Annotated in this window: 19 protein-coding genes and 1 other RNA gene; 12 read left to right on the forward strand and 8 right to left on the reverse strand. The window is 45.9% G+C overall.

Going from position 1 to position 21347, the window contains the following annotated elements; all coding sequences use genetic code 11:
• Positions 1–146 precede the first annotated feature (146 nt).
• The 6 genes from ACN0QW_RS00675 to ACN0QW_RS00700 form a co-directional block, all read right to left on the reverse strand.
• Complete coding sequence (locus ACN0QW_RS00675; protein ID WP_417427867.1) at positions 147–1808, reverse strand: ABC transporter ATP-binding protein; 1662 nt, start codon at positions 1806–1808, stop codon at positions 147–149.
• Entirely contained in the window at positions 1805–2872 is a 1068-nt protein-coding gene (locus ACN0QW_RS00680; RefSeq protein WP_417427869.1) for an ABC transporter permease, read from the reverse strand. The genes ACN0QW_RS00675 and ACN0QW_RS00680 overlap by 4 nt, the downstream gene beginning before the upstream one ends.
• A gap of 3 nt (positions 2873–2875) precedes the next feature.
• Positions 2876–3973: a microcin C ABC transporter permease YejB gene (locus ACN0QW_RS00685; protein WP_417427871.1), complete on the reverse strand. Its 1098-nt coding sequence runs from the start codon at positions 3971–3973 to the stop codon at positions 2876–2878.
• Positions 3973–6081, reverse strand: a complete 2109-nt coding sequence (locus tag ACN0QW_RS00690; protein WP_417427873.1) for an extracellular solute-binding protein — start codon at positions 6079–6081, stop codon at positions 3973–3975. Before ACN0QW_RS00690 ends, ACN0QW_RS00685 begins: the two co-directional genes overlap by 1 nt.
• A gap of 207 nt (positions 6082–6288) precedes the next feature.
• Complete coding sequence (hisN, locus tag ACN0QW_RS00695; protein WP_417427875.1) at positions 6289–7089, reverse strand: histidinol-phosphatase; 801 nt, start codon at positions 7087–7089, stop codon at positions 6289–6291.
• 115 nt (positions 7090–7204) lie between these two features.
• Entirely contained in the window at positions 7205–7747 is a 543-nt protein-coding gene (locus tag ACN0QW_RS00700; protein ID WP_299378694.1) for a c-type cytochrome, read from the reverse strand.
• A 248-nt stretch (positions 7748–7995) separates the two neighbouring features.
• On the opposite strand from ACN0QW_RS00700, the gene ACN0QW_RS00705 reads away from it, so the two are divergent.
• Together ACN0QW_RS00705 and ACN0QW_RS00710 are read left to right on the forward strand one after the other, a co-directional pair.
• Positions 7996–8754, forward strand: coding sequence for a 3-deoxy-manno-octulosonate cytidylyltransferase (locus ACN0QW_RS00705; RefSeq protein ID WP_417427877.1), 759 nt, complete (start codon positions 7996–7998; stop codon positions 8752–8754).
• Positions 8755–8843: 89 nt separating this feature from the next.
• The gene (locus ACN0QW_RS00710) at positions 8844–9692 is read left to right on the forward strand and encodes a prephenate dehydratase (protein ID WP_299378698.1); all 849 of its coding nucleotides are present in this window, start codon (positions 8844–8846) and stop codon (positions 9690–9692) included.
• Between the two features lie 75 nt (positions 9693–9767).
• Here ACN0QW_RS00710 and nudC read toward each other — a convergent pair whose 3' ends face one another.
• Entirely contained in the window at positions 9768–10709 is a 942-nt protein-coding gene (gene nudC, locus ACN0QW_RS00715; protein WP_417427879.1) for an NAD(+) diphosphatase, read from the reverse strand.
• Between the two features lie 109 nt (positions 10710–10818).
• Here nudC and ffs point away from each other — a divergent pair.
• The 6 genes from ffs (at position 10819) to ACN0QW_RS00745 (ending at position 16194) form a co-directional block, all read left to right on the forward strand.
• An RNA gene (gene ffs / locus ACN0QW_RS00720) (signal recognition particle sRNA small type) lies at positions 10819–10916 on the forward strand.
• A 151-nt stretch (positions 10917–11067) separates the two neighbouring features.
• A complete protein-coding gene (locus ACN0QW_RS00725; RefSeq protein ID WP_417427881.1) occupies positions 11068–12975 on the forward strand; it encodes a DNA polymerase III subunit gamma/tau in 1908 nt (635 codons plus the stop codon).
• Positions 12975–13298, forward strand: a complete 324-nt coding sequence (locus ACN0QW_RS00730) for a YbaB/EbfC family nucleoid-associated protein (RefSeq protein WP_299378704.1) — start codon at positions 12975–12977, stop codon at positions 13296–13298. The genes ACN0QW_RS00725 and ACN0QW_RS00730 overlap by 1 nt, the downstream gene beginning before the upstream one ends.
• Positions 13299–13308: 10 nt before the next feature.
• Complete coding sequence (gene recR, locus ACN0QW_RS00735; protein WP_417427883.1) at positions 13309–13905, forward strand: recombination mediator RecR; 597 nt, start codon at positions 13309–13311, stop codon at positions 13903–13905.
• Between the two features lie 119 nt (positions 13906–14024).
• The gene (locus ACN0QW_RS00740; RefSeq protein WP_417427885.1) at positions 14025–14609 is read left to right on the forward strand and encodes a hypothetical protein; all 585 of its coding nucleotides are present in this window, start codon (positions 14025–14027) and stop codon (positions 14607–14609) included.
• 148 nt (positions 14610–14757) lie between these two features.
• Positions 14758–16194, forward strand: a complete 1437-nt coding sequence (locus tag ACN0QW_RS00745; protein ID WP_417427887.1) for a DUF4139 domain-containing protein — start codon at positions 14758–14760, stop codon at positions 16192–16194.
• 16 nt (positions 16195–16210) lie between these two features.
• Here the strand turns inward: ACN0QW_RS00745 and rmuC are convergent, their stop codons facing one another.
• Positions 16211–17707 carry a DNA recombination protein RmuC gene (gene rmuC, locus ACN0QW_RS00750; RefSeq protein ID WP_417427889.1) on the reverse strand — a complete coding sequence of 499 codons (1497 nt, stop codon included), beginning with the start codon at positions 17705–17707 and terminating at the stop codon, positions 16211–16213.
• 206 nt (positions 17708–17913) lie between these two features.
• On the opposite strand from rmuC, the gene def reads away from it, so the two are divergent.
• The 4 genes from def (at position 17914) to ACN0QW_RS00770 (ending at position 21318) form a co-directional block, all read left to right on the forward strand.
• Positions 17914–18432: a peptide deformylase gene (gene def / locus ACN0QW_RS00755; protein ID WP_417427891.1), complete on the forward strand. Its 519-nt coding sequence runs from the start codon at positions 17914–17916 to the stop codon at positions 18430–18432.
• 77 nt (positions 18433–18509) lie between these two features.
• A complete protein-coding gene (gene fmt, locus ACN0QW_RS00760) occupies positions 18510–19463 on the forward strand; it encodes a methionyl-tRNA formyltransferase (RefSeq protein WP_417427893.1) in 954 nt (317 codons plus the stop codon).
• Positions 19463–20263, forward strand: coding sequence for a tRNA pseudouridine(38-40) synthase TruA (truA, locus tag ACN0QW_RS00765; RefSeq protein WP_417427895.1), 801 nt, complete (start codon positions 19463–19465; stop codon positions 20261–20263). The genes fmt and truA overlap by 1 nt, the downstream gene beginning before the upstream one ends.
• A gap of 209 nt (positions 20264–20472) precedes the next feature.
• On the forward strand, positions 20473–21318 hold the full coding sequence (locus tag ACN0QW_RS00770) for an alpha/beta hydrolase (RefSeq protein WP_417427897.1): 846 nt from the start codon (positions 20473–20475) through the stop codon (positions 21316–21318).
• The last annotated feature ends 29 nt before the right edge of the window (positions 21319–21347 follow it).

Genomic DNA, 21347 nt, shown 5'->3' on the forward strand with positions numbered 1-21347 from the left:
GGTCATCGAATAGACAGTGTAGGGGATGCAGGAAAGGTATGGCAATCCGGCAACAAAAGTTTTTTATTTCGCAGTGGTTTACCTTCAGAAATTGTTTTTCTAGATCTCTTAGATTCCAGCGAGTTTAATGTCTGTGGTGAAGCTTTTTAAGCACTTATCGCGTCTTGGTTAACAACTTCCAGATCAAAAGCCGCTTTGATCAAGGCTTGAGTATAGGCAGTTTTCGGAGCTTCAAAGATTTCTTTGGCTGTCCCCGTTTCAACTGCTTTGCCATCTTTCATGACGATGACATTATCCGCCAGTGTGCGAACTACTTTCAGGTCATGGCTTATGAAAAGGTAGGTGAGCTTATGTTTGACCTGTAAGTCACGAAGTAAATCGACGATCTGGGCCTGAACGGACATATCAAGTGCCGAAGTTGGTTCGTCCAGTACCAGAAAACGGGGCTTTAAAACCATGGCACGGGCAATGGCAACTCTTTGGCGCTGTCCACCTGAAAACTCATGCGGATAACGATGGCGGTTTTCCGGATTAAGGCCAACCTCGTTTAAGGCCTCTATAATGAGTGCTTCTCTTTCTTTGGCATTGCCACTTAGTCCGTGAACCTTGAGGCCCTCTTCGATGATCTGTCCTATAGAGAGGCGAGGACTGAGTGATCCATAGGGGTCCTGGAAAACAATTTGCATTTCTTGCCGAAGTGATCTGAGTTGCGATCCTTTTGTGTTGGCAATGGATTTCCCATCAAAACGGATTGCACCTTTACTTGATATCAAACGCAAGAGGGCGAGGCCTAGGGTTGTCTTTCCCGATCCTGACTCGCCGACAATGCCAATTGTATGGCCCTGTTGCAGGGTGAGGGATATGCCATCAACGGCCTTGATATGACTAACGGTTCTACGCAGCAAGCCTCGCTTAACCGGGAAGTGAACCTTGATATCTTCACAGGCCATTATTTCTGGTGCATCAGAATTGGTTTCGACAGGTTTTCCTTGAGGTTCGGCCGCGAGTAACTTTTGAGTGTAAGGGTGCTCTGGTTGCGAGAAAATTTTTTCTGTCGGCCCCTGTTCGACAATTTGTCCTTCTGTCATGACGCAAACCCGATCGGCCATTTTTCTGACGATGCCAAGATCGTGTGTGATCAGCAGAATAGACATGCCAAGTTTTTCTTGAAGCTCTTTAAGTAGTTCAAGAATTTGCGCCTGAATGGTGACATCCAGTGCTGTCGTTGGTTCATCCGCGATCAAAAGGTCCGGCTCATTGGCGAGTGCCATGGCAATCATGACACGTTGTCGCTGTCCACCAGACAGTTCGTGTGGGTAGGATTTTAGGCGACCAGCAGGATCTTTAATGCCGACCAGTTTTAAAAGTTCGAGAGTACGTTTCCGTGCTTCGATCTTGCTCATGCCTTTATGCACAAAAAGGACTTCGTTGATTTGCTTTTCGATCGTATGCAGCGGGTTCAATGATGTCATGGGTTCTTGAAAGATGATCGAAATCTTATTTCCACGGATATCCCGCATGGTGGCATCATCGGCACCAATGATTTCCTTACCTCTATACTTTATCGAGCTTCCTTGTGGGTGGTGTGCTTGTGGGTAAGGGAGCAGCTGCAAAATAGATAGGGCGCTGACAGATTTTCCTGATCCGGACTCTCCAACCAGAGCAACTGTTTGCCCCTCCATCAGCTTGTAGGTAATACCCGCGACGGCATCGACAGTCTCTTCGTCGCCACGAAACTGGACAGAAAGACTGGTGATATCCAAAAGAGCTTGCTCTTCTTTAGTGGAATGGTCGACGAGAACACTCATGAGCGACCTCCGTTAAAAAGCTTTCTGGGGTCAAAGGCATCACGGACTGCTTCACCAATAAACACCAAAAGGCTGAGCATTACCGCGAGGGAAACAAAGGCTGTTAATCCTAACCACGGAGCTTGAAGGTTTGCTTTGCCCTGAGCAAGAAGCTCACCAAGTGATGCTGATCCTGCGGGAAGACCTAGCCCAAGAAAATCAAGAGAGGTCAGCCCCGTAATTGCTGCCGTTAACGTGAAGGGGAGAAAGGTAAGCGTTGCAACAATCGCATTGGGTAGGATATGGCGATACATGATCATTCTATCGCTGACCCCCAGCGCTTTTGCTGATCTGATGTAATCATAGTTTCGTACCTTTAGAAACTCGGCCCTGACGACACCGACAAAGCCGACCCAACTAAAGAGCATGAGGATCCCCAGAAGCGTCCAGAAACTTGGTACGAGAACGGAACTGACAATAATGAGGATATAGAGGGTTGGTAGGCCACTCCATATTTCAATAAAACGCTGCGCAACGAGATCAAGCACGCCACCAAAATAACCTTGGATTGCACCGGCTGTCACACCGATAACGGCGCTGATTGCTGTTAATAACAGGCCAAATAAAATTGATATTCGCATACCATAGAGCAGACGGGCGACAACATCCCGCGCCTGATCATCTGTGCCGAGCCAATGATCAAAATCGGGTGGTGTGGGGGCTGGCGCAGGCAGCTTATAGGCTACAGTTTTATAATTGTATTGAATTAACGGCCAGATCATCCAACCCTTTGCAGAAATCAAGCTCTGAACATAAGGGTCGTGGTAATCTGTTTCTGTTTTGAATTCTCCGCCGAAGTGGGTTTCTGGGAGAGCTTGCACAATCGGAAAGTATGCTTGGTCGTCATAGAAAACGACAATAGGTTTATCATTAGCAATCACTTCGGCGAGCAGGCTCAGGCCGAAAAGAACAATAAAAATCCAAAGTGACCAGTATCCCCGGCGATTTTTTTTGAAGTTTTGTAACCGCCGCTGATTCATCGGGGCGAGAGTCACGCCGAATAGTTTTTGTGTATCACCTCTCATAGATCAACCCTCCCGACTTTCAAAGTCAATTCTGGGGTCGATGAGCATGTAAGCGAGATCACCAATGATATTCATAAGCAGTCCAACAAGGGTGAAAAAATACAGGGTGCCAAAAATAATAGGATAATCACGATTGAATACGGCTTCAAAGCCGAGACGACCTAGTCCATCCAAGGAGAAAATAACCTCGATGAGTACAGAGCCTGTAAACAACACGCCGATGAAACTGGCGGGGAAGGCTGCGATGACGATGAGCATAGCATTTCGGAATACATGACCGTAAAGCACACGACTTTCTGTTAGGCCTTTTGCCCGTGCCGTTGTGACGTATTGTTGGCCAATTTGATCTAGAAATGAATTCTTGGTCAGCATTGTTAAGCTGGCGAAACCGCCGATCACCATCGCTGTGACGGGTAAAATGATATGGTGCAGGTAGTCGAGTATCTTATTGGGTGTTGATAGCTCATCCCAGTTATCTGATGTTAGTCCGCTAAGAGGGAAAATTGTGAGATAGCTGCCTCCGGCAAACACGACAAGCAGGAGAACGGCAAAGATAAATCCAGGAATAGCATACCCGACGATAATGATGCCACTGGTCCATATATCAAAAGAGGATCCATCGCGAATGGCCTTCTTTATGCCAAGGGGAATAGAGATCAAATAAACAAGTAATGTGGTCCAGAGTCCCAGAGAAATAGAAACAGGCATTTTGTCTATAACAAGGTCAATAACTTGCCGATCCCGAAAGAAACTTTCACCAAAATCGAAGGTTAAATAGTTACCCATCATGACGATAAACTGTTCATGAAGGGGCTTATCCAGACCAAATTGAACTTCAAGCTCTTTGATAAGTTCAGGGTCGAGCCCTTGTGCGCCTTTATACTTGCTGGTGTTTGATGCTTCTGTATCACTGATCGGGGCCAGATCATCTTTGTTCTGAGTTATACGTTCTGATATCTCCGCGCCTTGCCCTGACAGTTTGGCGAGGACCTGTTCCACAGGGCCGCCCGGGGCAAGCTGAATGATGGCAAAATTTAAAACCATGATCCCAAGAAGTGTTGGGATCATCAGTAAAAGTCTGCGAACAATATAGGCCAGCATCAGATTTGCCCCCTGTTGCGTCGACGTCTTCGAATGAACCAGCGGCCAATAATCAACAAGCTGATACCGAGTGCATAGGGGCGCCAGTTATCTTTTTTAAAAAAAGCGTCAGGATCGACAAAGATCTGAAAGGTGAAAAAGTCTTTTAGTGTTTCCGGATTAAGGCCCAGATTTTCAAAGTTATTCAAAAAGGTATCAATAATTAATGGATCAAAAAACGGTTCATTGTTCCCAGAGGTTTTGACAAGGGATGTTTCATTGTCGTTTGTTGTGTCACTGGTTTGTGCCTGTTCATTTTTTGCCATTGAAGCCATCAATGCTGCTTCTTTGTCGCTATCAAACCACCAATAGGATGTGCTGGTTCCTCGCCACGGGGTAACTTTTGGTCGTGAAAATTTATCCCAGTAAAGCACACGATCATCTTCGGTATGGAACTGTGGGATAACATAATATCCCCAAAGTAATACTCGATCTAATGCACGGACCGTGGCAACCAATTCTTCACGATCATTTGCATTGGCGATGGCTTCTACTAGCTCATCGATAACAGGATCCTTTATGCCTGCAAAGTTGCCGCTTCCCTTTTTATCTGCGGTTTGACTCGTCCAGAAACCGCGTTGTTCTGTACCGGGTGTGATGCTAGCAGGAAGTTTAATAATGACGATGTCATAGTCAAAATCTCTAATACGGTTGATGTATTGGGATCGATCAACGAGGCGAATTCGGGCATCAATACCAAGCTTGCTTAAGCTTGTCACAAAGGGAAGTATCGTTCTTTCCATACCTTTGGATGAAACAAGCATCTCAAAAGACATTTGCTCCCCGGTTTTTTCGTTCACCAATTTCAGATCTTTCACGACCCAGCCTGCATCGGCAAGAAGCTCGAAAGCTTTGCGATAGTTGTGTCGAGGCCAACCACTTCCATCAGATGTAGGGACATGAAATGCTTCTGTAAAAAGACGATCAGGAATCTTGCCGCGATACTTTTCTAGTATTTCTAACTCGCGACCCTTGGGAACTCCTGTTGAGGATAAATCAGAGTTTCCAAAGAAGTTGGTTGTTCGCGTCAGCAGCCCAAAAGATAAGTTTTTATTTGTCCACTCGAAGTCATAGGCATAGCCAATCGCTTCTCTGACTTTTGGGTCCTTGAAAATGTCTCGCCGCGTGTTGTAAAAAAAACCCTGAATTCCTTGGGGACGTTTGTGTGGGATTGATTCTTTTTTTAGCCATCCTTTTGTAATGGCAGGGACATCATAATCTTGTGCCCAGGCACTGGATGAGCGTTCGTTCCGATAATCTATTTCGCCTGATTTGATCGCAAGCTTGATGACATCGTCATCATGGTAGTAGGTGGTTTTTATCTTATCGAAATTATCTTGCCCTTTGTTTACGGGCAGATCTTTTCCCCAGTAATCTTTCACTCTTTCTTGAACTACATAACGACCAGCTTCAAAGTCCGTTACTTTGTAAGGACCACTTCCCAAAGGAGGTTCCAGTGTGCTTTTAGAGAAATCTCTGCTTTCCCAGTAATGTTTGGCAAAAATCGGCAATGATCCAGCGCGAATGGGGAATTCTTTGTTACCCGGTTCGTCTGAAGTGAACTTAACCTGATTATCCCCGGCCTTTTCGACATTCTTCAAGATTGCGTAATAGTTTTTTACGTAAGGTCCGGCGTCATTACGTATGGTTTCCCAAGAAAAAATAATATCGTCGACGGTTATGGGGACGCCGTCGTGCCATCTGGCTTCTGGGCGCAGGGTGAAGATGACCCAGGATCTGTCTTCCGGCCATTCAAGATCTTCAGCGATTAACCCATATGCGCTGGCAGCTTCGTCCGCGCTAGACACCAAAAGAGTTTCTGGCGTGAAACCCGGGCCGGGAACACCCTTGATGATATAGGGGTTAAAGCTGTCAAAGGTGCCTTCGCTTGCAATGCGAATTTCGCCGCCTTTGGGTGCATCAGGATTGACATAGTTGAAGTGAGTGAAGTCCGCAGGGTAACCCGGTTCGCCATGAATTGCGATGCCGTGGGATTTTGTCGTTTGTGCGGTAACTGAAAACGGCAAGAAGACGCAGAGGACAAAGTTGACCAGAAAGAGTGTGCGCATCGTCTTGTCATAACCTCCGAAATGTCTGTTTAACAGGCAAAAGCCTCTATTTGGAGAGTTTGAGGTGTTTTTGTTTTATGATCAAGGACTTCGTTAACCATTTTTCGCACCTCAACCAAAGTCGAATGAGGATAGTGGCAGGTGAGTAATGAAAAATGGTTAACATGATAGCTTAAATAGCCAACTTTGTTTTGGTACTGATAAGAGTTATTGATTGATGAGGTTGCAAACCTCTTGGTGTACGCGGGCATCTCCAGCAGCGATGACTTTTCCATCAGAATGCATGCCAAGGGCATTGCCTTCCCAATCTGTCATGGTCCCCCCTGCACCAGTGAGGATAGGGACTTGCGCCAGAAAATCATAAACACCCATACCAGCTTCAACGGTTAGGTCAATTAATCCACTACTGACAAGGCCATAGTTATAACAGTCTCCACCATAGAGGGGCATTTTGGTATTTTGGCGAACTCGATCGAACTTTGGAAACTCATCTTCTTTAAATAGATGGGGAGAAGTGGTGGCAATTGTGGCATCAGATAGTTTGGCACAATCACGAGTGGTCGCCTGGGTGATGCCTCTAAAGTCCTTAAAAAGGGTTTTGTGTCCTGTTGCGCCGACCCAACGCTCGCCGAGCACAGGCATTGCAAGTATGCCCATGACAGGCTGATTATTACGTAAAAGAGCAACGAGAGTACCAAAAATGGCGTGGCCAGAAATAAAACTCCGGGTGCCATCTATTGGATCTAGGGCCCAGACAAATTCTGCATCCAGATTCTCAGAGCCATGTTCCTCGCCGACTATTCCATGATCAGGATAGGCTGTGTTGATGAGATCACGCATGGCGCTTTCTGCATTTCTGTCGGCAATGGTGACGGGCGAGTCATCGCTTTTTCCTTCGACATCAAGCGATTGTCGAAAATGGTTGAGGATAACGTCCTGTGCAGCGTCGCAAAGCTTTTCGCCAAGCTGTATAAATTCGTTGGGACAAAGAAAATCGGAACTTATCATGAGGAACCCTGCTTAAAATCTAGCTCAAATTGTTGTTAGCAGATTTGTTTTACAATTGTGATGCATAAAAAAGGCGACCCGGTGGGTCGCCTTTTTTAGATGCTTGTTTTTCTGCTTACTCTGGCAGAGCCGCCGGATTGTCGCTTTGCTCGCGCAAGTAAGCGATCAGGTCCGCACGGGCACCAACTTTCTTGAGACCAGCAAAACCCATCTTCGTTCCTGGGGCAAAAGCTTTTGGCTTGGTCAGGAACTCGTTGAGAGCTTCGTAATCCCAAGTTTCACCATTCATGGCAGTTAGAGCGTCAGAATAGGAGTATCCATCAGCTGAAGCACGTTGAGAGCCAACAACCCCCCAAAGCGCCGGGCCTAATTTGTTCGCGCCACCACTTTCTACGGTGTGACAGGCAGCACATTTCTTAAATCCTTTTGCACCTGCCGCAACATCAGCAGAAGCAAGAAGGGCACTTACTGGTTCAATAACTGGGCCAGCAGGGGCTGTCGATGCCGTTTCAGCACCGCTATCAGCGACTTCAACCTTATAGGCATTTTCTTCCAAGTCTTTTGGTTGGTAGAGCATGTTTGCTGCAAAACCAGATGCCATTAAGATGATGCCGGCAGTTAGTACTGAGGCAAAAGCCTTATTATTCTCTAAAGACATTCTTCCTGACCCTTTGGGCTTTTATTTGAATTTCCGGCAGACAATAGCGTTCTGACGCCGAGCATTCAATAGTTTCCATTGATTTTTGCCAAGCTTAAGCGGATTTTTTGAATAGTTATAGTGAAAAAAGCGCAAAGCACTTTGTTTAGAAGCGGTTTCTTAACTATGTTAGAGCGAAGAAAAGGATTCTCTCAGTAAGTAATACTCAGGTGAATCCATTAACTAAATTTATTTGTTAAAGGCCTTTCATGTCCAGTCCTCAAAATCCTGTTGTGTTGATTCCTGCGCGAATGGCTTCTTCGCGTTTGCCAAATAAACCCTTGGCGGATATCGCAGGCTTGCCAATGATTGCCCAGTGTTACAATCGGGCTGTCGAAGCCAAGTTGGGGCCTGTTGTGGTTGCCTGTGCTGAACAGGAAATCGCGGATGCAATTAAAAAGATTGGTGGGCATGCCGTTTTAACAGACCCTGATCATCCTTCTGGTTCTGACCGTATCCATGAGGCGTTGCAAAAATTCGATCCGGAAAATAAATATGACGCCATCATTAATGTGCAGGGGGATTTGCCAACTGTTGAGCCAAGATTGATCAAGCAAACGTTTGAACTTTTGGCGACGGATGGTGTCGATATAGGCACTCTGGCAGTAGAAATATCCGACTTGGCTGAACGAGATAATCCAAATGTGGTAAAGGCCGTCGCTGGTTTTATACCGGGACAAACAGTTTCTCGTGCTCTTTATTTTACAAGAAGCAAAGCGCCTTGGGATGAGGGTAATAATGATCAACCTCTCTATCATCACATTGGCATGTATGCCTATCGTCGCGAAGCATTGGAGAAATTTGTCTCTTTACCTGCATCGCCTTTGGAAAAACGCGAACGATTAGAGCAGCTTCGGGCTTTGGAATCAGGTATGCGCATTGATGTTGCTCTCGTTGACACTGTTCCGCTTGGGGTTGATACTCCTGCGGACCTTGAAAAGGCGAGACAGATTCTCGCTGGATCCTGAGGTCTTCTGTATTGATATGGTCAAAGCTAAATGGCCGAATTAATACGAGAAGCCAAAATTGATTAACAATATAACTAAGGCCTAAACCAATGACCGATGCTGATAATCTGATCGCTTTTCAGGGCGTCAAGGGTGCAAACTCTGACATAGCTTGTCGAGCGGTATTTCCAGACATGGAAACGCTGCCCTGCTATTCGTTTGAGGATACCTTTGCAGCAGTTCGGAATGGTAAAGCCCGTCTTGCGATGATTCCGATTGAGAATTCAAGCGCGGGACGCGTGGCCGATAATCATCACCTGATGCCAGAATCGGGATTACATATTATTGGTGAGCATTATCAAAAAATTGAACATCAGTTGCTTGCCCCCAAAGGTGCGACTCTGAAGGGTTTACGCCAGGTTCATTCCCATGTTCAGGCTTTGGCGCAGTGCCGTGAGTTCTTGCGTGAACATGATATAGAGCCGATTGTCGCGGCTGATACAGCAGGGGCCGCCGAGCAGGTATCCTTATGGAATAATAAGGATGTCGGTGCGATCGCGACCTCTATGGCGGGTGAAATATATGGCCTTGAGACGTTGGGGACGGATGTAAATGATAACGCAGATAATACGACCCGTTTTTTGATTATGGCGAGGGACCCGATTGATCCCGATCCCAAAGACGGTATGGTTGTGACGACATTCGTTTTTAAGGTGCGGTCGGTTCCGGCGGCGCTATACAAAGCATTGGGTGGCTTTGCGACAAATGGTGTGAACATTACAAAGCTGGAAAGTTATATCACAGACGGTAGCTTTTCTGTCGCGCAGTTCTATGCAGATGTGGAAGGCCATCCTTCGGAACGTCTGGTTCGTCTGGCACTAGAAGAGCTGAGTTTCTTCTCGAAAGAAGTTAAAATTCTTGGGGTTTATCCCGCCAATTCTTTCAGGACACCATCCTGATTAGAAAGCCACAGGACGATTGATGATAAAAGAAAAGCTGGGTTCGTCGCCCAGCTTTTCTTGTTTGAATAGAGGTTATTTTTCTTTTAGCCAGTCATCGACAAGAACGCGCGAAATTGAGTCTTTACGCGGAAGATTGAAGGTTTCGTCCTCGGGAGAAGCCAAGAGTTCGTCACGGTGGAACCACTTGGCAGATTCAATTTCATTTGAATCCAGAACTAGGGGATCATGACGAGACCCTTCTGCGGTAAAGCCCACCATTAACGAAGCTGGGAAAGGCCAAGGTTGGGAAGAATGATAACGGACATTTTGGACCGTGATTCCAACTTCTTCTTTTACTTCCCGGATAACAGTCTGTTCAAGGCTTTCACCAATTTCAAGGAAGCCAGCCAAAACAGAGTGTCCCCCCGGGCGCCATCCTGCATTTCGGGCAAGCAGGCACCAGTCGCCATCGGTGACACGCATGATTACTGCGGGATCAGTACGGGGATAGTGTAGCTTGCCACAATTGCTACCTGTGCATTCCAGAACGTGTCCGCCTTCTGTTGAACGCGTTGGGTTTCCGCAATGTCCGCAAAAACGATGGTGTTTATGCCAGTGGTTTAGGCCACGTGCATAGGCCATGATGGCGGCGTCTTCTTTGTTTAGAAGTGACCAATGATCCCGTAAATCCAAAAAGGTACCCTGAGAAAATTCCAGAGGCGAAAGCTCCGGGGCTGTTTCACTGTGGGGGAGCATTGCGGCCAAGATGGGTCTGTTGTGCCGAAGGCCAAGAAAAATTACCTCTTCTGCCAGATCAAAAATCTCTCCGGCATGACTGGCGGGAATGAAATAGGGTCCGATGTCATCGCTAGTACTGGTGCCTGTATTAGACGTAAAGAGCCCCATGTGGCGCCAGACGATTGTGACGAGACTATCGGGTGAGTTGCGATAGCTTTGCAAGGTGTCGGGATGAACACGCAGGTGAGCTGCACGATCAAGTTCGGACGAAGAATAGATATGTAATTTTGTGGTCATGGTCAGAGGGTGTACCAGAGATGTCGATCTGTAAACATTTAGAGCGTTCGAAAATTAATTTCCTGCAAAAGGGCTTGCGTTCGTGGCGGAGAAGTCCGATATAGGGGGCGAGAGGTTGGCTATGGGCGTAGCGCTCGCCAACCCGGTCAGATCCGGAAGGAAGCAGCCGTAACGAGTTAGCCGCGGGTCGTGGTTCAGCCTCTCACCTTCTATTTTTATGATAAGTAACTGTATTAACGAGCTTTTGGCTCGTTTTTTTGTGCCTGATCATCTCTTTTTCAAGAACTTTGCTGTGGATGATTGCCTTGATGCTTCAATGGGGTAAAGTGGAGTTATTCGACACAAATCAAGCAGTAGTATGAGCGATATTTCTACAGAACCCGCTGAACCGGAAAACGAATCCAACGCGGCTTATCAGGTCTTGGCGCGAAAGTATCGCCCTGCCTCTTTCAGTGATCTATATGGGCAGAATGCCCTTGTCCAAACGATAACAAATGCGATTGATACTGATCGTCTGGCCCATGCTTTTATTTTAACCGGTGTTCGTGGTGTGGGTAAGACAACATCAGCCCGTATCATTGCTAAAGCGCTGAACTGTGTTGGTGTTGATGGGCAAGGCGGTCCAACCGCTGATCCTTGTGGTGTGTGCGAGAGTTGTACATCTATTGCTCAAGATCGCCATGTCGATGTGATGGAAATGGATGCGGCGAGCCGTACGGGCGTGGGTGACATTCGAGAGTTAATCGAATCTGTGCGCTATCGCCCGGTATCTGCCCGCAAAAAAGTGTACATCATCGATGAGGTGCACATGCTTTCCAACAGTGCCTTTAATGCGCTGTTGAAAACACTGGAAGAGCCGCCAGAGCACGTTGTCTTTATCTTTGCGACGACAGAAATTCGCAAAGTACCGGTAACCGTTCTGTCCCGTTGTCAACGTTTTGATCTCAGGCGTTTGGAACATGAAGAGCTCATCAAGCTGTTCACGATGATCCTCGGCAAAGAAAAAATTGAGTTTGAGGACGAAGCAATCGGTCTTCTTGCGCGTGCTGCTGATGGATCTGCGCGTGACGGTTTGTCTCTTTTGGATCAGGCTATTGCCTTGGGCGGTGGTGAAAAAATAGAAAGCGAGCCAATTCGTCATATGCTTGGTATGGCGGATCGAACCCGGATTTTCGATCTCTATGATGCGTTGATGCAGGGGGATTGCCCTGAATCATTGAGTATCTTGTCTGATCTCTATAACGGGGGGGCAGAACCTCTTGTTGTGATGAAAGATCTTTTGGAACTAAGCCACCTTCTAACACGGGCTAAACTAGTTCCTCAAACGTTGGAAGCACCGGGGATTCCCGAAGCTGAACGCGTTCGTGGTGGCGAGATGTGCACAAAGCTCTCAATGCCTCTACTTGCGCGAACCTGGCAAATGTTGCTGAAAGGATTGGGGGAAATTCAAATTGCGCCTCATCCTTTGCAGGCAACTGAGATGGTAATTATTCGTCTGGCTTATGCGAGTAATCTTCCCACACCGGGGGATCTCATAAAAAAGCTCCAGGACGCTCCAGCGGGTAACGCCCCTGCTGGCGGCGTCCAAAATAGAGCTGGCGGCGAAGGCAATAGAATAACATCAAATTCACAGACATCCGTTCGTGGAATGGCAAATGGTGGGCAAGCCGTGGCCATGGACCCGAATGTTGTTGCTTCATCTGGAGCAACAACAAAACCAGAATTGGTTGTGGATAATACTTCCCCAGACGTTGAGTTTGAAGAAGAGGTTTACGCATCCCCGAAAACATTCCGGGATGTGATTAATCTTGCACGGGATAGGGGCGAGAGAATTCTGTCCGCTTATCTTGGGAATGATGTCCATCTGATTCGGTTTAGTCCGGGTGAAATAGAGTATAAGCCTGCCGAGAATGCGCCTCGTGATTTATCTGCAAAAATCCAACGCCATCTGAGCGAGTGGACAGGGGCGAAGTGGAAAGTCATCGAGAGAGCAAAAGACGGTGTTGATACCATCCGGGCGCAGGAAAAACAGATTAATCAAGCGCTTGATGATAAAGCGATGCAAGATCCGCTTGTTTTATCTGTTCTTAAATTGTTTCCGGGAACAAAATTAATCAGCCGAAAAGGCTTGATGCCTGATAACTATGTAGTAGAAGGCGTGGATGAAAAGTCCTTGATTGATCAGATCATGGACCCAGATATGGAAGACCCGGATCTTGATGATGCGGAGTTGCTACAACGCCTTAATAACGGAGATGAAATCTGATGAAAAATCTGGCCGGCTTAATGAAGCAAGCTCAGCAGATGCAGAGCAAAATGGCGGAAATGCAAGAAGCTTTGGCTGACTTGGAAATCGAAGGCGCTGCGGGCGCAGGCATGGTCAAAGTGGTTATGAGTGGCAAATACAATCTTCGGTCTATCAAAATTGACCCGTCATTGATTAATGCAGATGATGTTGAAGTTCTTGAAGACTTGATCCTTGCGGCCGTGAACGACGCAAGCTCAAAAGTTGAAGTGACGACACAGGAAAAAATGCAAGACGTAACTGGTGGCCTTAATCTTCCGGCTGGCATGAAGTTACCGTTCTAGGCCGACATACATGGCTAAAACCGAGATTGACCGTCTGACACAACTTCTTTCGCGTTTACCAGGGCTAGGTCCCCGGTCGGCGCGAAGGGCGGTGCTTTTTTTAATGAAAAAGCGCGAAAGTCTGATGCTGCCGCTTGCCAAAGCAATGACTGACGCAGCCGCGAGCATTACAAATTGTCGGACATGCGGTAATCTTGATACTGAAAACCCCTGTGCTATTTGCCAGAGTCCCAAAAGAGATCATAGTAAAATCTGTGTTGTTGAAGAGGTTGGTGATCTCTGGGCGTTGGAGCGAAGTGGCGCATTTAAAGGCCTGTACCACGTTTTGGGCGGCACGCTGTCTGCGCTTGATGGACGAGGGCCGGCCCAGTTGAATGTTAATCAGTTGCTGGATCGAGCAGGTGAAACACATGTGCAGGAAATTATTCTTGCTCTGAGTGCAACCGTTGACGGACAAACAACAGGGCACTATCTCACAGAATGTCTCGCAGGATATGAAGTTGATGTCTCCAAACTAGCCCATGGCGTTCCCGTTGGGGGAAGCTTGGACTATCTGGATGATGGAACGCTTACCGCTGCTCTGAAAGCACGTCGATCAACCAACTAAGTTATTGATTAAAATATGTGCTGATGAATAATTTTTCAATTTTTGATTGCAAGGGGCTTTAATTCTCATTACGAAATAGATGCCGAATTTTATCTATTACATTATATTTGTGGGGGAATATGTCTAAATTTGCTGTTTTGTTTTCAACGGCTTCATTGTTTATTTTAAGTGCTTGTCAAACAACGAATAGTGGATGGACTGACTGGGAGGGAATTCCCAAAAATGAAGCTGTTCTTAGTTGGAAGCAAACTAAAGATACATCTCTTTATGCACGAAAAGTAACCTATAGCGGTACCTATCAGGAAGAATGGGTGTGGGATGGTGGTAGTATGTTAATCACCAAGGCTGGCCATGCTCGTCATTACAGAATTAAGATAGACCAAAAAGAATTTGGCAAGTTAATGTCTGACTGGAATGACTTTGAGAAAAGTGCCCCAAAACTCAACCCTGCTGAGGTTAATATTCTGACTAATCAGTATGGTAAGTTTTACTATGCTGAACTTGAAAATGATAAAAGCGCAGAGTGTATCACCTTTATGCAAGCTGTAAGATCGTCGACACCTGCTGGCTATAATCACACCCCTCACCCGACAGGCTTCTTTATGGGGTACGACTGTGGCGACGAACGTTTTACCGTTACTGATATCGCTGATTTTGCCAATACTCTTAATTACAGAAAAGGTCATGTAAAGACCATAAACTAGATCTTGTTTATGATAAATCGCTCGTAATCAGAGTTGTTTCTTGCATGCTAAGGCAAGGTTTATGTCTTATTACTGACATGCTTTTGTCGTAATGCAATAGCATCTTGGCAATCAATCGCAATAACGTCAAAGCTGAGGAGCTGACATAATGACCGCCTCAAGATTATTTTCTGCTAATTATTTAGCGGTTGCTTTGTTGGGTGCATTCTCTTTGAGTACTCTCGCAAGTGCTCAAGAGATCCCCATTGGAGCAGATGCTAATCAATCTACTGAGCTAGTGTTCTACAGTAATAATTTGGGGCAGGTTAGCCAGACGCGCCGTAGTAAACTGTCAGCAGGCGGGAGTACCTTAGCGCTGGAGGATGTTAGTCCTCATCTTTTGATTGATAGTCTTTTTATTGCGGGAGAGGGGCTTCGTGTTCGAGAACAGCGCCTTGATCAGCAAGTTCTCTCTCCGCAGCGATTGTTAGAAGCTTCTCTAGGTAAAACCGTAACCTTGATTCGGACTAATCCGGAAACCGGTGAAGAACGCGCGCTAAAAGCAGATATTTTGGCTGTTCGTGAGGGCGTGGTTCTGAGGGTTGAAGATAAAATTGAGACCGGAATTTTGGGTCGTCTCGTTTATGATTCGATACCTGAAGGATTAAGAGCGGGTCCAACACTACTTGCTGTTGTGGAAAGCGCAAAAGCCGGTGACAAGGATCTTAAGCTGACCTACCTCACAGGTGGTTTGGACTGGCGCGTGACTTATGTCGCGGATTTAGATCCCAGTGGTGAAAAGTTATCATTGAAAGCAATGGCAACTTTGACCAACCAAACAGGTGTTGAGTTTGTTGATGCAGATGTTCGATTGGTGGCGGGTAATGTAAAGCGTGTTCAGCCTGCCCCGGCTCCACGAATGGCGATGATGGGTGCTGAAAGCGATGTGATGTTTTCTAAAGCAGAATCATCAATGCCGCAACGTCAGTCTGTGGCCGATCGGGATGTCTATCGACTGCCGGGCAAGATTGATATCGGTGGTGTCGAAACGAAACAGGTGACCTTGCTTGAAAATGATGCCGTTGAAATTGAAAAACGCTATCGCTTTCAACAATTGGTCCAACCTTACCCTGGTGCTGATGAAACAGGTCGTCAACAAGCTGACATTGTTTTAAAGGTTGAAAACATCGAAGACAAAGGTCTTGGTCAACCGCTTCCTGGGGGCACTATCCGTGTTTATCAGCAAGTTAAAGATGCCAATTCATCGATCTTTATGGGGGAAGAGCACATGCAGGCTGTTCCGAAAGGAGAAGAGTTTGAATTGGTGATCGGTTCTGCCAACCAAGTCACAGGGAACGGTAAACAGCTTTCTTATGAAAACCTCTCGCGAAACAGTTATCAACTGACCCAAGAAATTACCTTGAGAAATAGTGGCGACAAAGCTGTGTCCGTTGACGTTGTCGGAAACATGCCACGAAATTGGAATATTCTGAACGAAAGCGTCAAGCACGAGAAAAAGTCGGCGAACAAGGTTATCTGGACGCTTGAGATCCCTGCTGAAGGTAAAGTCTCTTTTGATTACAAACTCAGGGTTTCCAACGAATAAGCGATAACGGATTCACTTATGTATCAGAAAGAAGAGGCGATTCTTTATTCTGAGGTTCATCTGATTCGTCATTATCCAAAAACTCTGTCAGATTCCCTGGCAGAGTTTTACTGGCTTTGGCCCCCATTTTCTGTAGTTGGTCAACCTGCTTGACGATGTTGCCTCGGCCATTTGAGAGCTTTTTGAAAGCCTCATCGTGGCTCAGCTGTGCTTTTGTCAGAAAGTCCCCAACCTTGTTCAAATCTTCTGCAAAGCCAACAAACTTGTCGTATAATTTTCCAGCTCTTTCGGCAATTTTCTGGGCATTTTGATTTTGGTCTTCATAACGCCAGATGTTTTCGACCGTTCTCAGGGCGAGTAATAAGGTAGAGGGTGTCACAATAACAACATTCTTTTCTAAGGCTTGCCCAACAAGGTCCGGTTGGTGTTGGACTGCCGTGCTGAAGGCCCCTTCGATGGGCATAAACAATAGGACATAATCCAATGACCGAATAGTTTCTAGGTCTTGGTAGGATTTCTGCGACAGATCTTTTACGTGATTTTGGATCGATGTGACATGTTCGGCAAGGGCGATGCTTTTTTGATCGTCCTCTTCCGAAGAATGAAAGCGTTCGTAGGCCGTCAGGGACACTTTTGAATCAATTACGATGTCTTTGCCATTGGGTAGGTGAACAATGACATCCGGGCGATAGCGCTTGCCTTCTTCGGTATTCATTGACTGCTGGACGTCATATTCGCGCCCTTTGCTCAAGCCTGATTTTTCCAGAACCATTTCCAGAACCATTTCACCCCAGGCACCTTGTGTTTGGCTTTGTCCTTTCAGGGCTTTGGTCAGGTTATTGGTGTCTTCGCTGACTTGTTTGTTAAGATCGGCCAACCTTTGTACTTCTTTATGGAGAGAGAAACGTTCTTTTGATTCCTTGTCATAGGTTTCTTCAACGCGTTTTTGAAATCCCTGAATGTTTTCTTTCAAGGGATTTAAAAGCATTTCCAGGCCTTTTTTGTTCTGCTCGGTGAACTTTTGCGATTTTTCATCCAAAATGCGATTGGCAAGGTTTTCAAACTGCTCTGTAAGCTTTATCCGGGCCTCATCTAGAATTTGTAACTTCTCTGTTTGCGCTTCACGTTCCTTATTGAGCGTTGTTCGCATTTCAGCCTTTTCAGCCTCTAGACGTGCCATGAGGTTCCGCAAATTCAGATTGTCCTGTTCAAGAGTTTTTGTTTGATCAATTAGCTCTGGAATGCGGGATGCTTTTTGTTCTTCTGTGGCGGCGCGTGTGATGGCGTCAGTATAGGCTTCATGCAGCTCTTCGCGCTCTGTGCGTAACTTTATGTATTCTGCCTGTTGCTTTTCCAACTCTAGAGAGAGTTCTTGTTTCCTATCTACAAGGCTTTGGTTTAACGCACTTAATTCAGAATTTTGTCCTCTTGTTTTAAGGTTGATAAGCAGGCCAATAATAAGTGCGATACCGAAACCAGCCGTGGCGCCAGTCAGGAGAACAGTGAGATCCATAGGTTATCCAATTGGGTGTAAAAAGAACATTTTGCGATTCGAAACTAAGTCTAGCATGGGCTAGACGGCTTCGTCAGTAGAGGCTTTTGTGTCAGGCTTTGCTTGACCTGACGGCTATGAGGCAATACCTAAGAGAAAAGAGCTGAATCTTATTAATTTTAAGACGTCAGTGTATCAAATTTAATATGTAAAAATAGCGAGTAATCATGGCTATTCTTGATATCGTCATCGCCCCGGACCCGGTCCTCAAAGTCGTTTGTGAACCCGTTAAAGAAGTGAACGATGAAATTCGTGAGCTGCTGACTAGTATGCTTGAAACGATGTATAAGGCGCCTGGGATTGGCCTTGCTGCTTGTCAGGTTGGTGTGACCAAGCGGGTTATTGTTGTCGATGTTAGTGATGATAAAGAAGAAAATCAGCCCTATTGTATGGTAAACCCGGAAATTACTTGGGAATCAGACGAGTATTCGGTTTATCAAGAAGGCTGTCTTTCTTTGCCAGAACAGTACGCTGATGTCGAACGCCCGACTGCGATCAAAATGACTTATCTTGATGAGGCAGGGAAGAAGATCGAACTTGAGGCTGATGGTCTTTTGGCAACCTGTATCCAACATGAAATTGATCATCTTGATGGTGTGCTTTTTGTCGATCATATCTCAAAGCTAAAGCGCGGCATGATTATGAAGAAGCTGAAGAAAGTCGTCGCGGCAAAGGAAGCGGGATAATCGCTTGGTTTGCCTGCGGCTCTGAGGACGCGGAATTAAGCAAACAGCATGATAAATAACGAAACAAGGAACATGGGATGAAACCGTTACGTATCGTTTTTATGGGAACCCCGGATTTTTCCGTTCCTTGTTTGCAGTCCCTGGCGAAAAACGGGCACGAGATTGTCGCTGTCTATAGCCAGCCACCGCGTCCGGCTGGGCGGGGACAGAAAGAAAAGCTGTCGCCAGTTCACGCCTATGCAGCTGATCAGGGGTGGCCGGTTTTTACACCCAAGACCTTCAGAAATTCCGATGTTCAGGATATATTCAGAGAACATAAGGCTGATGTGGCTGTGGTGGTTGCCTATGGGCTGATCTTACCTACAGAAGCCCTTTATGCACCGAAAATGGGGTGCGTGAATGTACATGCTTCGCTGTTACCACGTTGGCGTGGGGCTGCCCCTATTCAGCGGGCGATCGAAGCTGGTGATGCTGAAAGTGGCGTTTGTATTATGCAAATGGTTGAAGAGCTTGATGCAGGCGATGTCATTCTCGAAGGTAGGATCGATATTACATCAACAACAACAGCATCCTCGTTGCATGATGCGCTTTCGGCACTTGGTGGCAAATTGATTGTTGAAGCTCTTGACGGGCTTGTGGGTGGTTCCTTGGTGCCAACACCCCAACCCGAAGAAGGCGTAACTTATGCTAAAAAATTATCTCGTGATGAAAGTGAATTAGACTGGACGCAGTCAGCTCAAAACCTTGAACGCAAGGTGCGGGCCTTAACTCCATGGCCGGGCGTACATTTCACTTACCAAGGGGATCGCTTTAAAGTTCAGGCAGTTTCTTTTGTTGAAAATCTTCACAATGCTGTACCGGGAACTTTACTTGATGATGAGCTGTTGGTCGCCTGTGGCGAGGATGCGCTGCGGATTGAGAAACTACAGCGTCCGGGAAAAGGTGTTATGGACCGCAAAGCATTCTTGAATGGATTCCCACTGAAAAAAGGGACAAATTTGATGCAGGCTCACGAAACTAAAGGCGTATAATGCCTCGTTATAAACTCACCATTGAATATGACGGGACAGATTTTTTTGGTTGGCAACGCCAAAAGGAGCAAATTTCTGTTCAGGAAGTATTGGAAGAAGCAATTTTCAAGTTCAGTGGAGAGCGGGCACAGGTTTTTGCCTCGGGACGGACGGATAGTGGTGTGCACGCCCTGGGGCAGGTTGCATCTGTCGATCTGGAAAAGGATTTTCCTGCTCACAAAGTCAGAGAAGCGATTAATTTTCATATCCGCCCCGCTAAGGTAGCCGTGCTGGATGCAGAGGTTGTGGATGATGATTTTCATGCAAGGTTTTCTGCAACGGAACGCAGTTACCTCTACCGTATCATAAACCGTCGGGCACATCTTGTTCTTGATCATAACAAAGCGTGGTTCGTTCCCCAGAAACTGGACGTACATGCGATGCATGAAGCGGCACAGGTTTTAGTTGGCGTTCACGACTTTACATCTTTCCGTGCCAAGGATTGTCAGGCGAAATCCCCGATAAAATCCATTAACCGGATTTCAGTCACCCAACAGGCGGATGAAATACGTATCGAGTTATCTGCTCGTTCATTCCTCTACCACCAAGTGCGAAACATCACGGGATCTTTAAAAAAGGTAGGCATGGGTAAGTGGACAAAAGAAGATCTGAAACGGGTGTTGGAAGCAAAAGATCGTGGTCAAGCTGGTGAGATGGCTCCGGCTTGGGGGCTTTATTTTGTATCGGTTGGTTTTGATCCTCTATCTGAAGACCATGTTGCTCATGATCCTACTGTTGGGAAAAATTCTACGGTGCAGTGATTTAGCTCCGTCAAACTTAGTTCATAGATATACTCTTCTTGAAATTTGACCTGTTATTCCTTTCAACTAAACCAAAACTTATGCCTTTTAGGCTCCGTCTTTCTCAATGTGATTATACTCAGCCTATTTACTGAGTATTTAAATATATGTATTCAGATAAATCTCTTCAGGTTACTGTTCTATTTGAATAAATCCAAAAGGCGCAATTAATGAAATTTAACCTTCTCAAAACAGTTATCATTTTCTTTAGTGTGATTTTTACTGAAGTGGTTCATGCGCAAGATCCAAGGTCCTTCGAAATACCGCGTTCAGAAATTCATGAAGTAAAGTCAACAATTTTGGGGCGTACCTATGATGTTTTTATCCAATTACCAAGGGGATATCATGAAAATATCCAGCAATATTACCCTGTAATATATAGTAACGACGGGCCATACCCTTTTCAAATCGCTGCAGGTGTTATGCGTCTGGCTGCGCCAGATAAAGCAATTCTTGTTGGTATTTCTTTTGCCAAAAACGAAAACGGTATGTCCAGTCGAGTAAGGGATTTGACACCTGTTGAGGATAAAAGCTGGGTAAAATATCAAACGGGTGGTGCAAAAAAATATCTACAGTTTTTAGAAGCAGAAGTGATTTCGTTGGTGGAAGAAAATTACAGAACGAGCAGCACTCGAATATTTACAGGGCAATCATTGGGTGGTTCCTTTGGTACGTGGGTTTTATTTACAAAACCAGAATTGTTTTCCCATTACATTCTCACAAGCCCGTCACTCTGGTTTAAAGATAATATGATCCTTGGCGTAGAGAACAATTATGCAAAAGAAAATAAAGATTTGGCCGCTAAGGTTTATTTTGCTGTTGGGGAACTCGAAACTTTAAAAAAGGGAATGAGGAATGACATGGTCCAGGATTTAAACAATTTTACTGACCAATTATCCTCAAGAAATTATGAAAGCTTCGAAATGAAGAGTGAAGTCATTGATGGAACAACACATGAGACGACTTACCCCATAGGCTTTATTAAAGGATTACTGTGGTTTTTAGATGATCTTTAGCTTAAAGAGCATTGGACACAATTAGGTTT

This window comes from Kiloniella sp., from assembly GCF_048259265.1.
In the GTDB taxonomy this organism is placed as follows: domain Bacteria; phylum Pseudomonadota; class Alphaproteobacteria; order Kiloniellales; family Kiloniellaceae; genus Kiloniella.